We start from the raw sequence: 21,013 nt of genomic DNA on the forward strand, positions 1-21,013 counted from the left end.
AGCAAAAACAAAAACCCGATCTTGCGATCGGGTTTTTGTTGCCGGGGCGCTGGCGCCACCGGCGTACTCAAGTGCCTGTGCTGGCGTTCAGAACTTCAGAACACTTCCCACCAGGACTTGTCCTTGCGGCGTTCCCCGTACTTGATGTAATCGCTGTTGGGGAAGTTCTTTTCCATCACGCGGGCGGTATCGTCGCGCAGGTCCTTCATGCCCAGCGAATCGTACGAGCGGATCATGATGTACAGCGCTTCCTCGTTGGCCGGAGCGCCGTCATAGTCCTTGAGCGCCTGCTGGGCCCGGTTGGCGGCGGCCAGGTAGGCGCCACGCCGGTAGTAGTAGCGCGCCGCATGGACCTCGTGCTGGGCCAGCGAGTTCACGATGTATTGCATGCGCGCGGCAGCATCCGTCGTGTACTTGCTGTCCGGGAAGCGCGTGACCAGCGTGTTGAAGGCGTCATAAGCGGCGCGCGCGGCCTTGGGGTCACGCTCGCTCAGGTCCTGGCCGGAAAAACGGCCAAGCCAGCCCAAATTGTCATTGAAGCTTGATCAGGCCCTTCAGGTAATAGGCATAATCCACGTTCGGGTGATTCGGATGCAACTGGATGAAGCGGTCGACTGACGCAAGCGCGGCGGCGTTTTCGCCGTCCTTGTAGTTGGCGTAGGCGGTATCGATCTGTGCCTGCTGGGCGAAACGGCCGAAGGGATAACGTCCCTCCAGCTTCTCGTACAGCTTCACAGCCCGGGTAAAGTCGCCGGAATCTAGTGCGTCCTTGGCTTCCGAATATAATTTGTTAGCCGACCAGCCGGCAGTTTCGTCTGGTTGATCCGACAGCAGGCCGCACGCCGATAGCATGACGCAGCCGCCTGCGAGCAGAATCGCTCCAATTCTTGCGCGCCAGCTGGCGCGCTTCATGCTCATCAATTGCATGGGCAACGTATCCCGGATGAAAAATAGCATCAAGCATTATAGCCCAAGCCCCTTGCCGGAAACCGCCGCCAAGGGCATCGAGCAGCAAGCTGCCGATTCAACCGACATCCTGAGCGAGGTGGAGGACCTGGAAGACCTGACCGATGTGGCCGCGCTAGGCGGCCTGGAGGCGGGAGCGGAGGCATCCCCAATCGAATTGGAGATGCAGCCGGTTGAGATTGAAGTTGATGGCGCATCACATGGTGAGCGCCTCGATAAGTTGTTGGCACGCCACCTCAGCGGCTTCTCGCGCAGCCGCCTGCAGCAATGGATCGAGAACGGGGCGGTGCTGGTCGACGGCGAGGTGCGCCGTTCCAAGTCCTCGGTGCAGATGGGCGAGCGCGTCGTGGTCCGTCCGCAGGCGGCGGCCGAATCGCGCGCCTTCGTGGCCGAAGACGTGCCGCTTAACATCGTGTACGAGGACGCCACGCTGCTGGTCATCGACAAGCCCGCCGGCCTGGTGGTGCATCCTGCCGCCGGCAACTGGGGCGGCACCGTGCTCAACGGCCTGCTGCACCGCTACCCGGAGGCCGCAAGCCTGCCGCGCGCGGGCATCGTCCACCGGCTTGACAAGGAAACGTCCGGGCTGATGGTGGTGGCCCGCACGCTGACCGCGCAGACCGACCTGGTGCGCCAGCTGCAGGCGCGTACTGTCAAGCGCAGCTACCTGGCGCTGGTGTGGGGCGAGACGCCCGAGTCCGGCACCATCGATGCGCCGATCGGCCGCGATCCGCGCGAACGGATCCGCATGGCGATCGTGCTCACCAACAGCGGCAAGCCCTCGCGCACCCACTTCCGCACGCTGGGCACGGTGCCGCTCGGGCGCGGCCATGTCTCGATGGTGATGTGCCAGCTCGAAACCGGCCGCACCCACCAGATTCGCGTCCACTTCGAATCGATCGGCCATCCGATGGTGGGCGACCCGGTCTATCATCGCGCCGCCACCCAGCGCGGCCAGCGTCCGGCGATCAAGGCACCGCTGCCGGTGCCGCTGGCGCGCCAGGCGCTCCACGCCTTCCGGCTTGGGCTGGTGCACCCGGCCACGGGCAAGACCGTATCGTGGGAGGCGCAGCCGCCCGATGACTTGCAGGCGCTGATCGAAGCGCTCGATTTCGACCGCGCCGGCGACGAAGACGAGGACGACGGCTGGACGGAAGGCGAGGACGGTGCATGGGAATACGGCGATGACGACTAAGGCGCCTTGGCTGGTCCCCGACTGGCCGGCTCCGGCGCGGGTGCGCGCGTTGTCCACCACCCGCCAGGGCGGCGTCAGCGAGGGTCCCTACGGCCTCGCTGACGGCAGCCCGGGCGGGCTGAACCTGGGCACCCATGTGGGCGACGATGCCGCCGCGGTCGCGGCCAACCGGTCACGGCTGGCCGCGCGGCTGCCGGCCGTGCCGGGCTGGCTGGAGCAGGTGCACGGCTGCGCGATTGCCACCGAGGACCAGTTTGCCGCCGGTAGCGTGGTCCCGCAGGCGGACGCCAGCATTGCCACGACTGCTGGCCGGGTTTGCGCGGTGATGACCGCCGATTGCCTGCCCGTGCTGCTGTGCGACCGTGCCGGCACGGTGGTTGGCGCCGCGCACGCCGGCTGGCGCGGGCTGTGTGGCGGCGTGATCGAGGCAACCCTGGCGCGCATGGGCGAGCAGGCAGGCGCGCAGGCCCAGTGGCTGGCCTGGCTCGGCCCGGCCATCGGCCCGGATGCCTTCGAGGTTGGCGCCGAGGTCAGGCAGGCCTTCCTGGCCCAGGCGCGGGCCGAAGAAACGGCGCAGGTGGATCTCGCATTCCGCGCCGGCACAACGGGCAAGTATTTCGCCGACATCTACGCGCTGGCCCGCATCCGCCTGGCCCGCGCCGGCTGTACCGCGGTCTACGGCGGTGACGCGTGCACCGTCAGCGACGCGCAGCGTTTCTACTCCTATCGACGCGACGGCGTCACGGGGCGCATGGCCAGCCTGGTCTGGCTGGCCCCCTGAGCCCCTTCCCGGCATCAGTCGCGGGCAGGCGGCTTTTCTGGTTCCACCGATCCCACGGATTCCGAAGGCGCTACGGGGCCGGAGGGCGCTTGCGCGCCCTCCGCCTGCCTCGCTTCCTCGGCCTTGCGCCGGCGCATGCGCCCGGGTGTGCCCATGATGTACACCAGGATCGCCACCGGGAACAGGCCGTAAAAGATGAACGTGGCCAGGCCCGCGACCACGGTATGCTCGGTAATGGCCATCATCAGGACCACATACAGCCAACCGATTGCAACGATGTACATCAGAATTTCATCCTTCTCGTGCATGCTTGCTCCCGCGCCGGAGTGGCGCCAAAGGGAGGCTCGCAGGTTCGCGCTGAGCGCATTTTGCGGTTAGCGCCGGTCCGCGCATCTTTCCGCATTGACAGGCATAACATTGCAAGGCAACAATGGCCTCGAATGCACTGCAAGGCAGTGTGCTGGCAGGCATTCGCAGGCTTCGTCGCGATGATCCGATCTGATCCGATTCCGCGGCGCGGCGTGCCCGGCAAGCATACCGCATGACGTCACCAGCCGAGGATGTCAGCGCGGGCCGGTTCCGAGGCTGGCGGCGGGGGAGAGCCCCGCGGTGGTGGTACGCCGCCCAGCCAGCTTTCAAATAAGTGACGGCAGAGAGACGAAACATCATGGCAACCGGCAAAGGTGCGGCAGCTTCCACCGAGGAAGACAAGTCCCAACCGTTTTCATTTGCTTCGGGGCCATTTGATCCAGCGACATGGCTGGAATGGTCCCGTCAAGCACAGGCTAACGGTGCGACGACCCAGCAGGGCATGCCTGGCATGCCCGTTATCCCCGGTTTCGAGGCGTTGAAGGGTTCCGCCATGGCGGGCGTGAAGATCGCGCCCGATCAACTGGCCGACATCCAGCAACGCTACATGAAGGACTTCACCGCGCTCTGGCGAAGCATGGCGGAGGGCGGCGCCAATCCCGCCACGGCCCTGGCCGATCGCCGCTTTTCCGGCGATGCCTGGCGCAGCAGCGCGGCGTTCCACTACGCGGCCGCTTTCTACCTGATCAATGCGCGCGCCATGAATGAGCTGGCCGACGCGGTCGAGGCCGATGCCAAGACCCGCCAGCGCATCCGCTTTGCGATCTCGCAGTGGGTCGACGCCATGTCGCCGGCCAATTTCCTCGTCACCAATCCGGAGGCGCAGAAAAAGCTGATCGAGTCGGGCGGCGAATCGCTGCGGATTGGCGTGCGTAATATGCTGGAAGACCTTGGCCGCGGCAAGATCTCGCAGACCGACGAATCCGCCTTCGAAGTCGGCCGCAACGTGGCCGTGACAGAAGGCGCGGTGGTCTACGAAAACGCTTACTTCCAGTTGCTGCAGTACAAGCCGGTCACCGACAAGGTGTTTGCGCGCCCGTTGCTGCTGGTGCCACCCTGCATCAACAAGTACTACATCCTCGACCTGCAGCCGCAGACCTCGCTGGTGAGCTACATGGTGGAGCAGGGCCATACTGTCTACATGCTCTCCTGGCGCAATCCCGATGCCTCGATGGCCGAACTCAGCTGGGATGACTACATCGAGCATGCCGCCATCCGCGCCATCGAAGTCACGCGCGAGATCAGCGGCCAGGACCAGATCAACGTGCTGGGCTTCTGCGTGGGCGGCACCATCGTTTCCACCGCGCTGGCGGTGCTGGCCAAGCGCGGCGAGCGCCCCGTGGCCAGCCTGACGCTGCTGACCACGCTACTCGATTTTGCCGATACCGGCGTGCTGGATCTGTTCGTCGACGAAGCCCACGTCAAGCTGCGCGAAGCCACCCTGGGTGGCGCGGCAGGCACGCCTTGCGCACTGCTGCGCGGCGTGGAACTGGCCAACACGTTCTCCTTCCTGCGCCCCAACGACTTGGTCTGGAACTACGTCGTCGACAACTACCTGAAAGGCAATACGCCGGTGCCGTTCGACCTGCTGTTCTGGAACGGCGACGCCACCAACCTGCCGGGGCCCTGGTACTGCTGGTACCTGCGCCATACCTACCTGCAGAACGAGCTCAAGGAGCCGGGCAAGCTGACCGTGTGCAACGCGCCGGTGGACCTGGGCAGCATCGATGTGCCGACCTATGTCTACGGCTCGCGTGAAGACCACATCGTGCCCTGGATGTCGGCCTACGCTTCGACCGGGCTGCTCAAGAACAAGCTGCGTTTCGTGCTGGGCGCGTCGGGCCATATCGCCGGCGTGATCAACCCGCCGGCCAAGAAAAAGCGTAGCCACTGGACCAACGACAAGCTGCCGGCTTCGGCGCAGGAGTGGTTCGACGGCGCCACCGAGCATGCCGGCAGCTGGTGGCCGGACTGGGCGGCCTGGCTGGCCAAGCACGCAGGCGCGCGCAAAGCGGCCCCCGCCGAGTACGGCAACAAGGACTACAGCGCCATCGAGCCGGCACCGGGCCGCTACGTCAAGGCGAAAGCATAGGAATTGTCCGGAATTGTCCGGGCCGGCGCCTTGCGGGGCAGCCGGCCACTTTCACCCCTGATTTGCATCCAACTGGAGAGGACCTCCCAATGACTGACATCGTCATCGTATCCGCTGCCCGTACCGCGGTGGGCAAGTTCGGCGGCTCGCTCGCCAAGATTCCCGCGCCCGAGCTGGGCGCCATCGTCATCAAGGCTGCCCTTGAGCGTGCCGGCGTAAAGCCCGAGCAGGTCAGCGAAGTGATCATGGGCCAGGTGCTGACGGCCGGCTCCGGCCAGAACCCGGCGCGCCAGGCAGCGCTGAAGGCTGGCCTGCCCGTGATGGTGCCGGCCATGACCATCAACAAGGTCTGCGGCTCGGGCCTGAAGGCCGTGATGCTGGCCGCCAACGCGATTGCCGCGGGCGATGCCGAGATCGTTGTCGCCGGTGGCCAGGAAAACATGAGCGCCGCACCGCACGTGCTGCCGGGCTCGCGCGACGGCTTCCGCATGGGCGACGCCAAGCTGGTCGACAGCATGATCGTTGACGGCCTGTGGGACGTCTACAACCAGTACCACATGGGCGTCACCGCCGAGAACGTCGCCAAGGAATACGGCATCACGCGCGAAGCCCAGGACGAGTTCGCGGCCGGTTCGCAGAACAAGGCGGAAGCCGCGCAGAAGGCCGGCAAGTTCGACGAGGAAATCGTGCCGGTGCCGATTCCCCAGCGCAAGGGCGACCCGGTGATGTTCGCCACCGACGAGTTCGTGCGCCACGGCGTCACGCAAGACGCGCTGGCTGGCCTCAAGCCCGCTTTCGACAAGGCCGGTACCGTGACCGCCGCCAATGCCTCGGGCCTGAACGACGGCGCCGCCGCGGTGGTGGTCATGTCGGCAGCCAAGGCCAAGGAACTCGGCCTGACCCCGCTGGCCACGATCCGCGCCTACGGCACCGCCGGTGTCGACCCCAAGGTGATGGGCATGGGCCCGGTGCCCGCGTCCAAGCGCTGCCTGTCGCGCGCCGGCTGGAGCGTGGAAGAGCTCGACCTGATGGAAATCAACGAAGCCTTCGCCGCCCAGGCCCTGGCCGTGCACAAGCAGATGGGCTGGGATACGTCCAAGGTCAACGTCAACGGCGGCGCCATTGCCATTGGCCACCCGATCGGCGCGTCGGGCTGCCGCGTGCTGGTCACGCTGCTGCACGAAATGAAGCGCCGCGACGCCCGCAAGGGCCTGGCCTCGCTGTGCATCGGCGGCGGCATGGGCGTGGCGCTGGCCGTGGAACGCAAGTGACGTTTTGCCGGGCTTGCCGCAACGAACAAGCGGGCAAGCTGGTCTGAGGGGTGTGCCGGCGCAGGGGAGGGCTTCCCGCCGCCGGCGTCAATAAAAACTAGCCATCAAGGAGTAGATATGACTCAGCGCATTGCATACGTAACCGGTGGCATGGGTGGCATTGGAACGGCCATCTGCCAGCGTCTGGCCAAGGATGGCTACAAGGTCGTGGCCGGTTGCGGCCCCAACTCGCCGCGCCGTGAAAAATGGCTCGAGCAGCAGAAGGCCCTGGGCTTCGATTTCGTCGCCTCGGAAGGCAATGTTGCCGACTGGGATTCGACCAAGGCTGCGTTCGACAAGGTCAAGGCCGAAGTGGGCGAGGTCGACATCCTGATCAACAACGCCGGCATCACGCGCGACGTGGTGTTCCGCAAGATGACGCGCGCCGACTGGGATGCCGTGATCGACACCAACCTGACCTCGCTGTTCAACGTGACCAAGCAGGTCATCGACGGCATGGCGGATCGTGGCTTCGGCCGCATCGTCAACATCTCGTCGGTCAACGGCCAGAAGGGCCAGTTCGGCCAGACCAACTACTCCACCGCCAAGGCTGGCCTGCACGGCTTCACCATGGCCCTGGCTCAGGAAGTGGCGACCAAGGGCGTGACCGTGAACACGGTATCGCCGGGCTATATCGCCACCGATATGGTCAAGTCGATCCGCCAGGACGTGCTGGACAAGATCGTCGGCACGATTCCGGTCAAGCGCTTGGGCGCGCCGGAAGAAATCGCCTCGATCTGTGCGTGGCTGGCATCCGAAGAGTCGGGCTTCTCGACGGGTGCGGATTTCTCGCTGAACGGCGGCTTGCACATGGGGTGATGGACGACGAGCCATCCCCGGTTTCCCAGGGTGGCTTTTTGTCGTGGGAGGGTCCTCTGCGGAGGACCTTTTTTATTATTGCGGCCGCTCGAAAAGCCTGCTACCCCGCAACAATATTGCATCGCACACCCCGCACCGCACCAACGCGCCGGCCTCGGGCCGCAATCCTGTCCCCAAACTCCCGCAATCCATTGCCCCGTGCGGGTTTTCCTTAACGGGTCCGGCTTTCAATAGTGCCTAGTTGGGCATAGAATCAGGGCAGCGGCTAGCCCGCACCAAAATAGATCATGCGTTGCAGGTCAACACGTTGTATCCCCCGCTGGCGGTCTTCGTATTTGCGCACCGCACAGCATGCGGTGCAGCAGCATGCAACAGCGACGATAAAAGGATAGAGCACGATGGCTACCACCAAGAAAGGCGCAGAGCGACTGATCAAGAAGTATCCAAACCGCCGGCTCTACGACACGCAGACCAGCACCTACATCACGCTAGCCGACGTCAAGCAGCTCGTGATGGATACCGAAGACTTCAAGGTGATCGACGCCAAGTCCGGCGACGAGCTCACGCGCAGCATCCTCCTGCAGATCATTCTCGAAGAAGAGACGGGCGGCGTGCCGATGTTCTCCAGCTCCATGCTGTCGCAGATCATCCGCTACTACGGCCATGCGATGCAGGGCATGATGGGCACCTACCTGGAGAAGAACATCCAGGCCTTCATCGACATCCAGAGCAAGCTGGCCGAGAACTCCAAGGGCCTGTACTCCGGCGAGCCCTTCAGCCCCGACATGTGGTCTCAGTTCATGAACATGCAGGGCCCGATGATGCAGGGGATGATGAGCAACTACATCGAGCAGAGCAAGAACCTGTTCGTGCAGATGCAGGAGCAGATGCAAAGCCAGGCCAAGAACATGTTTGGCACGTTCCCGTTCAATCAGCCGGACAAGAAGTAAGGCTGGCGCACGCCGCCATGACATGGCGGCGCGGTATCGCATGGCAGGGCGACAGCGCAGCTGTTCGGTTGCCCGGGCCTGCCCAGGATGAGCCCAGGAGTCGGGCGTCCCCCTCCTCTGGCGTACAGCCACTAGCCCCCCGACACCGCGTATTCCACCATTAGAATTCCATGGGTCCCGCTTTGCTCAAAGCGGGCTTCGTGCCACTTGATTGGCTGGTTCGACTCGGTTTTGGTATAGTCCCATTTTGGGACTATAATCTGCCCATGCGAATCATTGCGAAACGAAATCTGCTGATGTTCTGCGAGAAGCACCCGGGAGCAAAGCAGCCGCTGCTGGCGTGGCATGAGGAGGCCATCCAGGCGCGATGGTCGACCCCGCAAGACATCAAGCGACCGCTACGCGTCGGCCAGTTTCGTCGGTAGCAATCGTGTGGTGTTTAACATCGGCGGCAATAAGTACCGCTTGATCGTCGCAGTTGCATACCGCGTGGGCGTTGTGTATGTGAAGTTCGTCGGGACACACGCCGAGTATGACCGGGCCGATGCGGCAACCGTGGAATTGGAGTAACGCATGGACATTCGACCTCTGCACACTGAAGATGACTATCAGGCGGCGCTGGCCGACGTGTCGGCGCTCGTGGATATCGATCCGGCTCCCGGCACCCCGGAAGGGGATCGCCTGGAGATCATGGCAACCCTGATCGAGCGCTATGAGGCGGATCATTTTCCGCTTGAGCACCCGGACGCAATCGAGGCAATTCGCTTCAGGATGGAGCAAGGTGGCCTGACTGCGCGCGATATGCAGCCATATTTCGGAAACCTGAATCGGGTGTATGAGGTGCTCAACCGCAAGCGAGGCCTCAGCCTTGCGATGATCCGGCGCCTCAATCAGGAATTGAAGATCCCGGCAGACGTCTTGATCGGCTGACCTGCCTCGCCCGGTCGATCGGTTAAAATCCCCGCATCCGGGTAGCGCGTAGCATCATCACGCTGTCTACCCCTCTCAAATGTGGCGATTCATACAGCGGACTCGCCTAGTACAGCGCGAATCCCAATGCCCTCCGCAATCCAAGATACAGGCCACGCGCTTCCCGCCGAGGCTAAGCCCGTCCAAGCGGTCGGTTTCGGGTTCTTTCCCTCCCGTCGCCAGGAAAAGCGCTCGCCAGTAGCGCCCGCTTCCGCATGAGCCGGCTGTTCCTTGCTCCCATGGAGGGGCTTGCCGACTACGTGTTGCGCGACGTGCTGACCGCCACGGGCGCGTACGACGGGTGCGTGTCCGAGTTCGTCAGGGTGACGGGCTCCCTGCTGCCCGAGCGCGTCTACGAGAGAGACACGCCCGAGATCCTCGACGGAGGCCATACCCCCAGCGGCACGCCGATGGTGATCCAGTTGCTGGGGAGCGATCCTGAATGGCTGGCGGTGAATGCCGCCCAGGCAGCCCGGCTATCGCCGCATGGCGTGGACCTGAATTTCGGCTGCCCGGCCAAAGTCGTCAACCGGCACGGCGGCGGGGCCATGCTGCTGGCGGATCCCGAACTGCTGAACCGGATCGTTGCGTCCGTTCGCGCCGCGGTGCCTGCCAGCATCGCCGTGACCGCAAAGATGCGGCTTGGCGTGTCAGATACGGCGCTGGCGATTGACTGCGCCACGGCCCTGGCCGAAGGGGCGCGGCGTCCCTGGTCGTGCATGCCAGGACCCGGGATCATGGCTACCGGCCGCCGGCCCACTGGGAATGGATCGCGCGTATCGATGCTGCGGTGGACGTGCCGGTCACTGCCAACGGCGAAGTCTGGACGGTGGCCGACTGGGAGCGCTGCCGGGCGGTTAGCGGCTGCGCCGACGTGATGATCGGGCGGGGTGCCGTGTCGGATCCATTCCTGGCCTTGCGGATACGCGGACTGATGGACAGATCGCCGTCCAGCGAGGAATGGCCGTCGGTGCTCCGTCATATCGCCGGCTACCTGAAGAAGCTGCAGGCCAATGACGAATGCGCTCACGAGCACGGACGCGTCAAGCTGTGGCTCAGCTACCTGAAACGGACTTGGCCGCAGGCCGCCGAGCTGCATGCAGCCATCCGGCGCCTGCAAGGGGCGCTGGAGGTTCAGGCGGTGATCGAGAGCGCCCTGGAGGGTGTGCCGGCGACATCACCCTCGTTGCAATAGGCGCTGGCGCTGGCGGAACAGGCGGGCGAACGGCTCAGCCGCCACGAGGAGCAAGCGCGCCTTTCAGCGGCGCGCAACGAAGGCCAGCAAATGCCAGTGCTTGGCCCTGCCAAGCGCGGTGCGTCCATCCCACTCATGTTCGTCGAGGCTGAGGACCTGCCAGCCGCGCAGCAGTCGCTCGGCTTCTTCGCGGGTATGGACCAACAGGCCCCGCTCGCGCCATGGGTCACGTTCGCCGAACAGGTGTCCGGCGAAAAGGCCGCCCTGGTCGAGTGCGTTCTCGATGCGCTGCCACAGGCCCGGGAAGGCCGACGGGGCGCAGAAGGGCAAGGCGAAACTGGCGTTAATCAATTGGGCGATGGGCAGGTGAAGATCGTCGAAGCGCGCTTGCACGGTGTGCAGCCGTGGGCGATCGGCAACGCAGACCTGCGCTTCGAGAGCGGCCAGGGCCCGCGCTTCCGCATCAATTGCCTGCACTCGCCAGCCACGCCGCAGCAACTCAAGGCTGTCACGGCCGGCGCCGCAGCCTAGGTCAAGCGCCAGTCCAGGCTCTCCCGTCCAGTGCTCCAGCGCCTGCAGCAGGCTCGGATGGGCGGGGGCGCCCCGGGTTTGTTGGTAGAAATCATGTTGTTTCATGGATAGGTGCTTAGAGTGGCGTGGTGCTTTCGAATCGCAGGCGAGAGCGACATTCGGGAAGGTGAGCGCCACAACGGCGCACGAAAGTAACGCGCTGGCTCCTTTCTCCCACCGCCAATACGGCGGCATCAATGCGCGATCCTGACGAGGGAGTTCCCGCTGCAAGGTGGGCTTGCGGCTTTTCCGATGATGTCCGCGCTTGGCTGAGTACCCTTCTCGCGGGCCGGGCATGCGCGCCAAGCCGATCGTTACACTGCGGATGACTTGTCCGCAAACCGTCAGCGCTATGCCGGCCAATAACACCACGAAAGAGGTGAAAGCCGGAGCCGTGAAGCCTGATAGTTTGACAGCCGACTATTTCCCTGGGCATTGGACATATCCGAAAGCGAGTGCGGAAATTTCTTGATTAGGATGAGATCTTTCCCGGACTCGCCGATGGCGATGGCGATGGCGCTCGCACGTCATGACCCGGCTTCCGGGTCTGCCCACCATCGCCGGGGTTGGCAGCGCCTTGATCCACGTGCGATGGCGTGCGGCGCCAATCGCGCGGATTGCCGGATTGTTCACCTCGGGCGTAAGCGATGCGAGATGCGGGAGCGACATCGGCGCACTGAGATTGGCGCGCGCATTGCGCATTCAATTGGGAGCCACTATGATGACCGTAATTTCAAGACGCCCTCCCCATCCGCCGGGAGGGCGTTTTCTTTGGCTTTCACCCACCAAAAAGGACCTTGAAATGAACCGACTTGTTCTCTCTACCCAATCATCGAGCGCAGGCCTGGGATACGTGCAGCACGGGACCGGACCGGAATGCGTGCTTGTCATGCACGACTGGCTGGGCGACCACTCCAACTACGATGCCGCGATTCCCTATCTCGACGGCACCCGGTTTACGTACGTCTTTGTTGACCTGCGCGGATACGGACTGTCCATGCAGTTGTCTGGTGCGTACACCGTCGAGGAAATCGCCGCTGACTGCCTGGATCTCGCCGACAGGCTCGGTTGGCAACGCTTTCACTTGGTAGGGCATTCGATGACTGGCATGGCAACGCAGCGTATTGCTGCCGATGCGCCTTCCCGTATAAAAAGCGCGATTGCCGTATGTCCAATCTCCGCCGCCGGCAATCGACTGAGTCCGGAAGCACTTGCCTTCTTCACGACCACCGGCGACAGCGACGATGCATTCCGTCGATTGGTCAAATACGTGACAGGGGGGCTTTCGGATCGATGGGCCGATTTCAAGCTGCGGCAGAACCGGGCGATGATCGCCCCCGAATGCCGTTCGGGAGGGATACCTAAACATGCTCGTACAGGCGAACTTTGTCGAAGACATTCGCGGGCTCGACACGCGATATCTGATCATCGTGGGCGATAAGGATCCGGGGCTTGGCGAGGAGGCCATGAAGGAGACATTCCTTGCATGGCATCCGAATTCGAGTTTGCAGGTATTTCCGAACTGTGGGCACTATCCCATGCAGGAGTGCCCACCGTATTTTGCGACCGTCATCGAGCAATTCCTGCGAAACGACGCTGGCTGACCGGGGTGCTCGCGAGCGCGCGGACTCCTTGCCGTTGGACGTCTGCCACCGCCGCAGACGTGGCCATCAGAGGCGTATGCCCGCGCATCGTTCAGAAGTCCATCGTGGCCGAGAGCTGGAAGGTGCGCGGTGCGCCCAGGGCCAAACTGGACAACAGCGGCATGCCCCAATAGGCCTTGTTGGTCACGTTGGTGACGCTGGCCCGCACGGTCAGCGGATGGCTGGAGACCTGGGTGGCATAGCGTGCGCCCAGGTCATACACCGTGTGGCCCGGCACCGACAGCGAGTTGTCGGCACTGATGTATTGCTTGGATGCGGCGGTCACATTGGCGGTCAGCGTCAAGCCCCGTACGGCGGGGGTGTCCCACTCCACGCCCAGCTTGGCTTGCAGTTTCGGTACACCGGTTGCCTGCTTGCCCTGGTTGACGCCCCCGGCGGTCTTGGTGAGCTTGGGGTCCACATAGGCGATGCCACCCATCAGGCGCACGCCGCGCAGCGGCGAGCCGAAGAAGCCCCACTCGACCCCCGGTTGCGCTGCTCTCCGCCAAAGGAAAAGACGTTGGTGGAAATGTCGGTATAGCTGCTTGGCCGCTTGATTTCATACAGGCTGAGCGTGTGGGCGAATTCGCCGAGATCGAACTTGAGGCCGATTTCCTTCTGCTTGGTCTTGTACGGCGGAAACAGCTCTCCCGCATTGGCGGCAGTTGCCGGCGCGGCCTGGCCCTTGCTCAACCCTTCAATGTAATTGCCGTACACGGAGATATGGTTCGTGGCCTTGACCAGCAGCGCGGCCGCGGGCGTCGTGGCGCTTGCGTCATAGCGGGCACTGCGCGCCCCTGTCGTGAGGCTGAAGGTATCGGTGAGCACTTCCTGGCGACGCACGCCCAGCGTCAGTTGGACCCTGTCCTGTGCAAAAGAAAGGGTATCCGCCACGCCGTAGCTGGTCAGGCGCGTTTCCGTGTGGAGGGTCGGCGGCCAACGCATTCCGGCGGCTGGTCCCCAGACCGGGTTGTAGATGTTGGTGGTCCAGTCCGCGCCCGGCACCGATCTGCGGCCATAGTCCCTTTCGGTGTCCGAGTACTGGCGTATGCTCTTGGAGATGCGTTATGCCGGCTACCTTGGAAGTCGAGTCCACGCTGACCGACCGTTACCAGACAACGGTCCCCGAAACCGTTCGCCGTGCTCTGCGTCTGGGCAAGCGCGACAAGATCCACTACACCATTCACCCGAACGGGGAAGTGGTGCTGACCCGTGCCCAGAGCGACGAGGCGGCCGACCCGGTACTGGAGCAGTTTCCCGGCTTTCTCGCCCAGGACATGATCAAGCACCCCGAGCGCTTGCGCAGCCTGGATACCGGGCTGGTCCAACGCATGCAGTCGTTGGTCGGTGGTGTTGACGTTGACCTTGACGCCCAACTGTCGGCAGACGACGAATGAGTTCCCCGCCGCCCGCCCCGGTGGTCATCCATGGCTGGACGGTGTTCGCCCACCCGTTGTTTCTCGATCAGCTCGAAAAACTTGTGCAGCAGGTTGAGGCGCACAAGGCCAAGGACCCGGCAGGCTATACGAAGAAGAATGCCACCAAGCGGCTGGCGGCCATCTACAAATTGGCGCTGGACGACATTCCGCAGGATCCCTCGAGGCCCGAATATCGCCAGGGCGGCACCTTGGGCAGCGAAAACAAGCACTGGTTCAGGGCCAAGTTCTTTCAGCAGTACCGGTTGTTCTTCCGCTTCCATGCACCGAGCAAGGTGCTCGTGCTCGGCTGGGTGAACGACGAAGACACCAAGCGCGCCTACGAAAGTTCCGATGACGCCTACCGGGTGTTCAAAAAATGCTGGACAACGGCCATCCACCAGACGATTGAATCCAACAGCTCTGCACGGATAGGGTCGATTCCGAGGACATGCACCACGGCCTGATCATCGAGGACAGTCTGACTTTGAGGAACCCTTCGCATGAGCGGCGTGTCGTGGCAGGCGATGGGGCAAGGCCTGTCGTGGCGCGGCAGGGGTGTCCCATCGATATGGTAAGGAATTTTCCTTGCATGAATCCCGGCCACGCATGACATCCACGAAGTCGCGACCTTGACTGCCAAGGGGCAGCTCACGTTACCCACCCATCCGGCGGGTGTTGGGTGTGGATGCGGGCGGCAAAGTGGCGTTCGATCTCCGCGGTGGCGAAGTCATCGCCACGCGGGCTGATGCCGAGCACGCCGATCCGGCGCGCGATAGCCTGCAGCCGCAAACGGCCTGCCACGTTCATGTCGGCCATGAGGCCCCGGCAAACTCCGGCAAGCGGTTAAAATGCGCGATTGGCCTTGTACCGCCAGGCGGCCATGCCCCGCCTCGCCCGCCCCACATTTGGAAGTAATCGTGAAAAACCCTTCAGAATCAACGACTAAGAAAGACCATATTCCAAATGTGGGATTCGTAAGCCTTGGATGCCCAAAGGCACTTGTGGATTCCGAGCAGATCATTACCCAGTTGCGCGCCGAGGGCTATGCCATCAGCGGCACCTATGACGGCGCCGACCTGGTGGTCGTCAATACCTGCGGTTTTATCGACGAAGCGGTGCAGGAAAGCCTGGATGCCATTGGCGAGGCGCTGGCCGAGAACGGCAAGGTGATCGTCACCGGCTGCCTGGGCGCGAAGAAGAACGCGGCTGGCGAGGACATCATCACGTCGGTGCACCCGAAGGTGCTGGCCGTGACCGGCCCGCACGCGCTGGGCGAGGTGATGCAGGCCGTGCACACGCACCTGCCCAAGCCGCATGATCCGTTCATGGACCTGGTGCCGGCCGCCGGCATCAAGCTCACGCCAAAGCATTACGCTTACCTGAAGATCTCCGAGGGCTGCAACCATCGCTGCTCGTTCTGCATCATCCCGTCGATGCGCGGGGACCTGGTCTCGCGCCCAGTGGCGGAAGTGATGCTGGAAGCCGAGAACCTGTTCAAGTCGGGCGTCAAGGAACTGCTGGTGATCTCGCAGGACACCAGCGCCTACGGCGTGGACGTGAAGTACCGCACCGGCTTCTGGGACGGCCGTCCGCTCAAGACGCGCATGACCGAGCTGGTCGGCGCACTGGGCGAGCTCGCGGCCAAGTACGGCGCGTGGGTGCGCCTGCACTACGTGTATCCGTACCCGCACGTCGACGAGATCATTCCGCTGATGTCGCAAGGCCACGTGCTGCCTTACCTGGACGTGCCGCTGCAGCACGCCCACCCGGACGTGCTCAAGCGCATGAAGCGCCCGGCCAACGCCGAGAAGACCATGGACCGCATCCGGGCCTGGCGCAAGATCTGCCCCGAGCTGACCATCCGCAGCACCTTTATCGCGGGCTTCCCCGGCGAGACCGAGGAAGAATTCCAGACGCTGCTGGATTTCATCGCCGAGGCAGAACTGGACCGCGTGGGCTGCTTCGCCTATTCGCCGGTGGACGGCGCCACGGCCAACGACCTGCCGGGCGCCTTGCCCGACGAGGTCCGTGAAGAGCGCCGCGCGCGCTTCATGGAAGTGGCCGAGGAAGTCTCCGCCCGGCGCTTGCAGCGCAAGGTCGGCCAGACCCTGCGCGTGCTGGTCGACGAGATCAACCAGGACGGCGGCATCGGCCGCTCTTCGGCCGATGCGCCGGAAATCGACGGCCTGGTCTATATCGACCCGCCGGCCCAGGGCGCGCCGCGCTACAAGGTCGGGGAATTCGTCTCGGTGAAAATCACCGGCGCCGATGGCCACGACCTGTGGGGCGAAGTCTGAGGCGGTTGGCAGCCGCGGGTCCGGATAGGTAAAAGTACGATCGTTCGTTTTGGCGCGCGCGCCGCTATACTGTGCGCTGCAACATCAGCCCAGGAGACACAAAATGACACGTGAAGTGGTGGTGGTGAGCGGCGTGCGGACCGCGATCGGTACCTTTGGCGGTAGCCTGAAGGATCTTTCCCCAACCCAGATGGGCGCCATGGTCGTGCGCGAGGCACTGGCCCGCGCGCAGGTCAGTGGCGACGACGTCGGCCATGTGGTGTTTGGCAACGTCATCCAGACCGAGCCCCGGGACATGTACCTGGGCCGGGTGGCGGCAGTGGAGGGCGGCGTCACGATCGACGCGCCGGCGCTGACCGTCAACCGCCTGTGCGGCTCGGGCCTGCAGGCCATCGTCAGCGCCGCGCAGACCATCCTGCTGGGCGATGCCGATGTGGCCATCGGCGGCGGCGCGGAGAGCATGAGCCGCGCACCGTACCTGGCGCAGTCGGCCCGCTGGGGCGCGCGCATGGGCGACGCCAAGATGCTCGACATGATGCTGGGCGCGCTCCACGACCCGTTCCATGGCATCCACATGGGCGTCACCGCCGAGAATGTGGCCAAGGAATATGACATCTCCCGCGGCCAGCAGGACGAAGCCGCGCTGGAGTCGCACCGTCGCGCCTCGGCGGCCATCCGCGCCGGCCACTTCAAGGACCAGATCCTGCCGGTCACGCTCAAGGGCCGCAAGGGCGACGTTACCTTCGACACCGACGAGCACGTGCGCCACGACGCGGTCCTGGAAGACATGACCAAGCTCAAGCCGGTCTTCGTCAAGGAGAACGGCACGGTGACCGCGGGCAATGCCTCGGGCCTGAACGATGCCGCCGCCGCGGTGGTGCTGATGGAGCGTGCCGAGGCCGAGAAGCGCGGCCTCAAGCCGCTGGCGCGCCTGGTCTCCTACGCGCATGCCGGCGTCGATCCCAAGACCATGGGCATCGGCCCCGTGCCGGCCACCAGGAAAGCGCTGGAGCGCGCTGGCCTGACCGTGGCCGACCTCGACGTGATCGAAGCCAATGAAGCCTTCGCCGCGCAAGCCTGCGCGGTCACCAAGGCGCTCGGGCTGGATCCGGCCAAGGTCAACCCGAACGGCTCGGGCATCTCGCTGGGCCACCCGATCGGCGCCACCGGCGCGCTGATCACCGTCAAGGCCCTGTACGAGCTGCAGCGCGTGCAAGGCCGCTATGCGCTGGTGACCATGTGCATCGGCGGTGGCCAGGGCATCGCGGCGATTTTCGAACAACTCTGAACCTGAGGCTGTCTTGCGGCGCGTAGCGACTCTGTCCTTGTCTCTGCCCATGTCCTTGTCACTTCCCGTTTCCCTGTCACTGGCAGCCGGGCTGGCTGCGGCAACGCTGGCCGGCGCCGCGCTGGCCGCCGGCGGTACCGAGCTGTCCACGGGCACGCCCGGCGCCGCCAATGCCGCCGGCGATGCCAGCCAGGTGCAGGGTTTCGGGATCAACCAGGCCATCCGCGAGGGCGAGTCGCGGCGCGGCGCGCAGCTTTCCACCGGGCCCGCGCCCAAGGCGCTCGCGCCGCGGCCCGAATACCGGTCGTTGCCGGTCTACGTGGGCACGCTCGGCGACCAGCCGGTGCGCCTGCGCCTGGGCCCCAAGCCCGACGAGCGCGACAGCGTGCATGGCGAGTACAGCGTTGGCCGCGCCGGCGGCGTGCGGCTGCTGGCCGGCGAATTCGAGAATGGCGCCTTCCTGATGGAGGAGTCCAATGACGGCACGCATGTCACGGGCAACTGGGAAGGCACCATCGACGGCGCCGGCATCGTGCATGGCAACTGGACCGACCCGGTCAACCCGGCAATCGTGCTCCCCTTCATGATCCGGCCGCTGGGCGTGCTGGTGATCCCTCCGTTCGACATGACCCCCAACAGCGGCATCACCTACGCGCCGCCTGCGCCGAAGTCCTCGATTTCCGGGCGCTAGCGTCAAGTCGTGGCCGGCCGGGCCAAGTAGGCCAACGCGCACCCGAATGCTGGTAAGCTCGAACGCTCATCGAGTTATTGCCAGACGAGGAACCGCCGTGTCCGACCACCAGCCGCCCGAGCAGCCCGCTTCCCAACCCGCCTACCTGGCGACCGTGGCCGTCCAGCCAGAGCTGGACATCGCGCCGGGCTTCGCCTCGTTTTCCCAAGCAACGCATCGTGGCTCCACCGTGGTGTTCCGCAACCTGGCGGAGTTGCGCGCGCATGGCGACGGCACCACCACCTACTGGCGCTATGGCCTGCATGCCACGCCCACCAGCGAGGCGCTGTGCCAGCACCTCGCGCTGATCGAAGGCGCGCGCCATACGCTGCTGCTGCCGTCGGGCCTGGCTGCGATCTCCCAGGTGTACTTCGCCCTGGTCAAGTCGGGCGACGACGTGCTGGTTCCCGATAACGTCTACGGCCCCAACCGCGAGCACGGCGAATGGCTGGCACGGGACTTCGGCGTCTCGGTCCGTTATTACGATCCCATGATCGGCGCCGGCATTGCCGGGCTGATCCGCCCCAACACCCGCCTGATCTGGATGGAGTCGCCGGGCTCGGTGACGATGGAAATCCCCGACACGCAGGCCATCGTGGCAGCGGCAAAGGCGCGTGGCGTGCTCACCGCCATTGATAACACCTGGTCCGCCGGCGTCTATTTCCGGCCGTTCGACAAGGGTATCGACATCTCGGTGCAGGCGCTTACCAAATACCAGTCGGGCGGCAGCGATGTACTGATGGGCGCCGTGCTGACCACCGACGACAAACTCCACGACCGCATCAAGCGCGCCCGCATGCTGATGGGCTGGGGCGTGTCGGCCGACGATTGCTACCTGGTGCTGCGCTCGCTGCCGAGCATGCCCGTGAGGCTGGCGGCGCACGACCGCGCCGCGCGCGAAGTCGCCGAGTGGCTGACCCAGCGCCCGGAAGTGGCCAAGGTCTTGCATCCGGCGTTGCCGGACTGCCCCGGCCATGACTTCTGGCGGCGCGATTTCAGCGGCGCCACTGGCTTGTTCTCGATTGTGCTGCATGCGCGCTACACGCGTGCCCAGGTCGATGCCTTTGTCGAGGCCTTGCGCCTGTTCGCGATCGGCTGGTCCTGGGGCGGCGCGCATAGCCTGGCGGTGCCGTACCACGTCCAGACCATGCGGCCCCAGGGCAGCTGGCCGCCCGTTGGCTGGGAGAATGCCGGCGAGCTGGTGCGCCTTTATATCGGGCTGGAAGATACCCGTGACCTGATTGCCGACCTGCGCGGCGCGATGGAAGCGCAACTGACGGCTTGAAAGGAAAAGGGCCGCGCCGGACAGGGTCCGGCGCGGCCCGTTGGGGCGCTTTGCGGCTATTTGCTCGCGCTGTTTCCAGCCGCCAAGCGCTTAATGCGGGAACAGTTGCAGCAATCCGTCCAGCCCAACATGGTTGAACGCAACGCTGGCCTGCGCGCGCACCACCGGCTTGGCCCGGAAAGCCACCGACAGGCCGGCCACGGCCATCATCTTGAGGTCGTTGGAGCCATCGCCCATGACGATGGCCTGGGACGGGTCCGCGCCGATCTGCGCGCACACTTCCTGCACCGTGCGGGCCTTGACGTCGGCATTGACGATCTCGCCCAGCACCTGGCCGGTGAGCTTGCCGTCGATGACCTCCAGCGTGTTCGCGCGGGTGACATCGAGCTTCAGCCGCGTCTTGAGCTTCTCGGTGAAATGCACGAAACCGCCCGAAACCAGCAGTGTGCGCATGCCCAGGGCCTGCACGGTCTGCAGCATCTTCTCCGCGCCGGGCGACAGGCGCAGGCGCTCTTCATAGACGCGGTCCAGCACGCTGGCGTCCAGTCCCTTGAGCAGGGCCACGCGGCGGCGCAGGCTTTCATTGAAATCGGTGATCTCGCCGCGCATGGCGGCCTCGGTGATGGCCGAGACTTCCGCCTTGAGGCCGCAGAAGTCGGCGATCTCGTCGATGCACTCGATGGTGATCAGCGTGGAATCCATATCCATCGCCACCAGCTTGAAGTCCGACAGCTTGCGCCCGGCGGGCACGATGGCCCAGTCGATGGCGCGCGGGCCGCAGAAGGCATCCAGCGATTCGCGCAGGGCGGGCGTCAGTGGTGTGCTGTCGCTGGCTGTTGCCACGGTTTCGGCACGCAGCGCGAGGGAGGGCGCGTGGGCAAGTGTGCGGATAGCATCGATATCGGCGGAGGCGAGCGGGGTGAGGCTTTGAAGGATCAGGGGCATGGCGGGTGCGTTGCGAGGCGAGGGCGCGGCGGCGGGTGCGTTGAATGCGAAGACGGTGCCGCGCCAGGCGGCGAAGGACAGTATTGTAACTGTCCCAGTCCCAGTCCCTGTGCCGGGCCTCATAACGGGCAGCGCTTGTCGACGCGAGACACATGACGCCGCGCGATGGCGGGCCGGGGGGCTGTTATGAC

At 64.6% G+C, this 21,013-nt stretch carries 16 protein-coding genes and 6 pseudogenes; 17 read left to right on the forward strand and 5 right to left on the reverse strand.

The window, feature by feature from the left end; genetic code table 11:
- Positions 1-95: 95 nt before the first annotated feature.
- Positions 96-927 (reverse strand): annotated as a pseudogene (locus tag OMK73_RS36600) (outer membrane protein assembly factor BamD).
- Between OMK73_RS36600 and OMK73_RS36605 the strand changes: the two are divergent.
- Both OMK73_RS36605 and pgeF read left to right on the forward strand, forming a co-directional pair.
- Positions 851-2,161 carry an RluA family pseudouridine synthase gene (locus OMK73_RS36605; protein ID WP_420715636.1) on the forward strand — a complete coding sequence of 437 codons (1,311 nt, stop codon included), beginning with the start codon at positions 851-853 and terminating at the stop codon, positions 2,159-2,161. The pseudogene OMK73_RS36600 and the gene OMK73_RS36605 overlap by 77 nt on opposite strands.
- The gene (pgeF, locus tag OMK73_RS36610) at positions 2,151-2,942 is read left to right on the forward strand and encodes a peptidoglycan editing factor PgeF (RefSeq protein WP_267606281.1); all 792 of its coding nucleotides are present in this window, start codon (positions 2,151-2,153) and stop codon (positions 2,940-2,942) included. The genes OMK73_RS36605 and pgeF overlap by 11 nt, the downstream gene beginning before the upstream one ends.
- A 14-nt stretch (positions 2,943-2,956) precedes the next feature.
- Here pgeF and OMK73_RS36615 read toward each other — a convergent pair whose 3' ends face one another.
- Positions 2,957-3,226 carry a hypothetical protein gene (locus OMK73_RS36615; RefSeq protein ID WP_267606282.1) on the reverse strand — a complete coding sequence of 90 codons (270 nt, stop codon included), beginning with the start codon at positions 3,224-3,226 and terminating at the stop codon, positions 2,957-2,959.
- Between the two features lie 383 nt (positions 3,227-3,609).
- Here OMK73_RS36615 and phaC point away from each other — a divergent pair, with 383 nt between their 5' ends.
- The 7 genes and pseudogenes from phaC (at position 3,610) to OMK73_RS36650 (ending at position 10,646) form a co-directional block, all read left to right on the forward strand.
- Positions 3,610-5,403, forward strand: a complete 1,794-nt coding sequence (phaC, locus tag OMK73_RS36620) for a class I poly(R)-hydroxyalkanoic acid synthase (protein WP_267606283.1) — start codon at positions 3,610-3,612, stop codon at positions 5,401-5,403.
- Positions 5,404-5,492: 89 nt separating this feature from the next.
- Positions 5,493-6,674: an acetyl-CoA C-acetyltransferase gene (locus OMK73_RS36625; RefSeq protein ID WP_267606284.1), complete on the forward strand. Its 1,182-nt coding sequence runs from the start codon at positions 5,493-5,495 to the stop codon at positions 6,672-6,674.
- 117 nt (positions 6,675-6,791) lie between these two features.
- Positions 6,792-7,532 carry a 3-ketoacyl-ACP reductase gene (locus OMK73_RS36630; RefSeq protein ID WP_043345337.1) on the forward strand — a complete coding sequence of 247 codons (741 nt, stop codon included), beginning with the start codon at positions 6,792-6,794 and terminating at the stop codon, positions 7,530-7,532.
- A 398-nt stretch (positions 7,533-7,930) separates the two neighbouring features.
- On the forward strand, positions 7,931-8,482 hold the full coding sequence (phaR, locus tag OMK73_RS36635; protein WP_006155938.1) for a polyhydroxyalkanoate synthesis repressor PhaR: 552 nt from the start codon (positions 7,931-7,933) through the stop codon (positions 8,480-8,482).
- A gap of 266 nt (positions 8,483-8,748) precedes the next feature.
- Positions 8,749-9,052: pseudogene (locus OMK73_RS36640) on the forward strand (type II toxin-antitoxin system HigB family toxin).
- 3 nt (positions 9,053-9,055) lie between these two features.
- Positions 9,056-9,412 (forward strand): helix-turn-helix domain-containing protein, encoded by a 357-nt coding sequence (locus OMK73_RS36645; protein WP_267606285.1) that lies wholly within the window; start codon positions 9,056-9,058, stop codon positions 9,410-9,412.
- Between the two features lie 254 nt (positions 9,413-9,666).
- A pseudogene (locus tag OMK73_RS36650) lies at positions 9,667-10,646 on the forward strand (tRNA dihydrouridine synthase).
- A gap of 63 nt (positions 10,647-10,709) precedes the next feature.
- On the opposite strand, the gene OMK73_RS36655 reads toward OMK73_RS36650, so the two are convergent.
- Positions 10,710-11,282 carry a class I SAM-dependent methyltransferase gene (locus OMK73_RS36655; RefSeq protein WP_267606286.1) on the reverse strand — a complete coding sequence of 191 codons (573 nt, stop codon included), beginning with the start codon at positions 11,280-11,282 and terminating at the stop codon, positions 10,710-10,712.
- 463 nt (positions 11,283-11,745) lie between these two features.
- Between OMK73_RS36655 and OMK73_RS36660 the strand changes: the two genes are divergently transcribed.
- Positions 11,746-12,657 carry an alpha/beta fold hydrolase gene (locus OMK73_RS36660; protein ID WP_267606287.1) on the forward strand — a complete coding sequence of 304 codons (912 nt, stop codon included), beginning with the start codon at positions 11,746-11,748 and terminating at the stop codon, positions 12,655-12,657.
- 254 nt (positions 12,658-12,911) lie between these two features.
- Here OMK73_RS36660 and OMK73_RS36665 read toward each other — a convergent pair.
- A pseudogene (locus tag OMK73_RS36665) lies at positions 12,912-13,882 on the reverse strand (TonB-dependent receptor); the annotation flags it as partial.
- Positions 13,883-13,926: 44 nt separating this feature from the next.
- Between OMK73_RS36665 and OMK73_RS36670 the strand changes: the two are divergent.
- The 7 genes and pseudogenes from OMK73_RS36670 to OMK73_RS36700 all read left to right on the forward strand — a co-directional run bounded on the left by OMK73_RS36670 (position 13,927) and on the right by OMK73_RS36700 (position 19,877).
- The gene (locus OMK73_RS36670; protein WP_267606288.1) at positions 13,927-14,256 is read left to right on the forward strand and encodes a type II toxin-antitoxin system PrlF family antitoxin; all 330 of its coding nucleotides are present in this window, start codon (positions 13,927-13,929) and stop codon (positions 14,254-14,256) included.
- A pseudogene (locus OMK73_RS36675) lies at positions 14,253-14,686 on the forward strand (type II toxin-antitoxin system YhaV family toxin). The gene OMK73_RS36670 and the pseudogene OMK73_RS36675 overlap by 4 nt, the downstream one beginning before the upstream one ends.
- Before the next feature lie 184 nt (positions 14,687-14,870).
- A pseudogene (locus OMK73_RS36680) lies at positions 14,871-15,045 on the forward strand (AbrB family transcriptional regulator); the annotation flags it as partial.
- Between the two features lie 149 nt (positions 15,046-15,194).
- Positions 15,195-16,574, forward strand: a complete 1,380-nt coding sequence (rimO, locus tag OMK73_RS36685; protein WP_267606289.1) for a 30S ribosomal protein S12 methylthiotransferase RimO — start codon at positions 15,195-15,197, stop codon at positions 16,572-16,574.
- Between the two features lie 103 nt (positions 16,575-16,677).
- Positions 16,678-17,862: a beta-ketothiolase BktB gene (gene bktB, locus OMK73_RS36690; protein WP_267606290.1), complete on the forward strand. Its 1,185-nt coding sequence runs from the start codon at positions 16,678-16,680 to the stop codon at positions 17,860-17,862.
- A gap of 49 nt (positions 17,863-17,911) precedes the next feature.
- Complete coding sequence (locus OMK73_RS36695) at positions 17,912-18,553, forward strand: hypothetical protein (RefSeq protein WP_267606291.1); 642 nt, start codon at positions 17,912-17,914, stop codon at positions 18,551-18,553.
- Positions 18,554-18,650: 97 nt separating this feature from the next.
- Positions 18,651-19,877, forward strand: a complete 1,227-nt coding sequence (locus OMK73_RS36700; RefSeq protein WP_267606292.1) for a cystathionine beta-lyase — start codon at positions 18,651-18,653, stop codon at positions 19,875-19,877.
- A 90-nt stretch (positions 19,878-19,967) separates the two neighbouring features.
- Here the strand turns inward: OMK73_RS36700 and serB are convergent, their stop codons facing one another.
- Positions 19,968-20,822, reverse strand: a complete 855-nt coding sequence (gene serB, locus OMK73_RS36705) for a phosphoserine phosphatase SerB (protein ID WP_267606293.1) — start codon at positions 20,820-20,822, stop codon at positions 19,968-19,970.
- Positions 20,823-21,013: the final 191 nt, after the last annotated feature.

This window comes from Cupriavidus sp. D39 (assembly GCF_026627925.1).
GTDB lineage: Bacteria > Pseudomonadota > Gammaproteobacteria > Burkholderiales > Burkholderiaceae > Cupriavidus > Cupriavidus ulmosensis.

Bases quoted from the DNA above. Each gene is read 5' to 3' on its own strand.
- OMK73_RS36605 (WP_420715636.1), top strand. From the start codon at position 851: ATGACGCAGCCGCCTGCGAGCAGAATCGCTCCAATTCTTGCGCGCCAG.
- pgeF (WP_267606281.1), top strand. From the start codon at position 2,151: ATGACGACTAAGGCGCCTTGGCTGGTCCCCGACTGGCCGGCTCCGGCG.
- OMK73_RS36615 (WP_267606282.1), bottom strand. From the start codon at position 3,226: ATGTACATCGTTGCAATCGGTTGGCTGTATGTGGTCCTGATGATGGCC.
- phaC (WP_267606283.1), top strand. From the start codon at position 3,610: ATGGCAACCGGCAAAGGTGCGGCAGCTTCCACCGAGGAAGACAAGTCC.
- OMK73_RS36625 (WP_267606284.1), top strand. From the start codon at position 5,493: ATGACTGACATCGTCATCGTATCCGCTGCCCGTACCGCGGTGGGCAAG.
- OMK73_RS36630 (WP_043345337.1), top strand. From the start codon at position 6,792: ATGACTCAGCGCATTGCATACGTAACCGGTGGCATGGGTGGCATTGGA.
- phaR (WP_006155938.1), top strand. From the start codon at position 7,931: ATGGCTACCACCAAGAAAGGCGCAGAGCGACTGATCAAGAAGTATCCA.
- OMK73_RS36645 (WP_267606285.1), top strand. From the start codon at position 9,056: ATGGACATTCGACCTCTGCACACTGAAGATGACTATCAGGCGGCGCTG.
- OMK73_RS36655 (WP_267606286.1), bottom strand. From the start codon at position 11,282: ATGAAACAACATGATTTCTACCAACAAACCCGGGGCGCCCCCGCCCAT.
- OMK73_RS36660 (WP_267606287.1), top strand. From the start codon at position 11,746: ATGACCCGGCTTCCGGGTCTGCCCACCATCGCCGGGGTTGGCAGCGCC.
- OMK73_RS36670 (WP_267606288.1), top strand. From the start codon at position 13,927: ATGCCGGCTACCTTGGAAGTCGAGTCCACGCTGACCGACCGTTACCAG.
- bktB (WP_267606290.1), top strand. From the start codon at position 16,678: ATGACACGTGAAGTGGTGGTGGTGAGCGGCGTGCGGACCGCGATCGGT.
- OMK73_RS36695 (WP_267606291.1), top strand. From the start codon at position 17,912: ATGTCCTTGTCACTTCCCGTTTCCCTGTCACTGGCAGCCGGGCTGGCT.
- serB (WP_267606293.1), bottom strand. From the start codon at position 20,822: ATGCCCCTGATCCTTCAAAGCCTCACCCCGCTCGCCTCCGCCGATATC.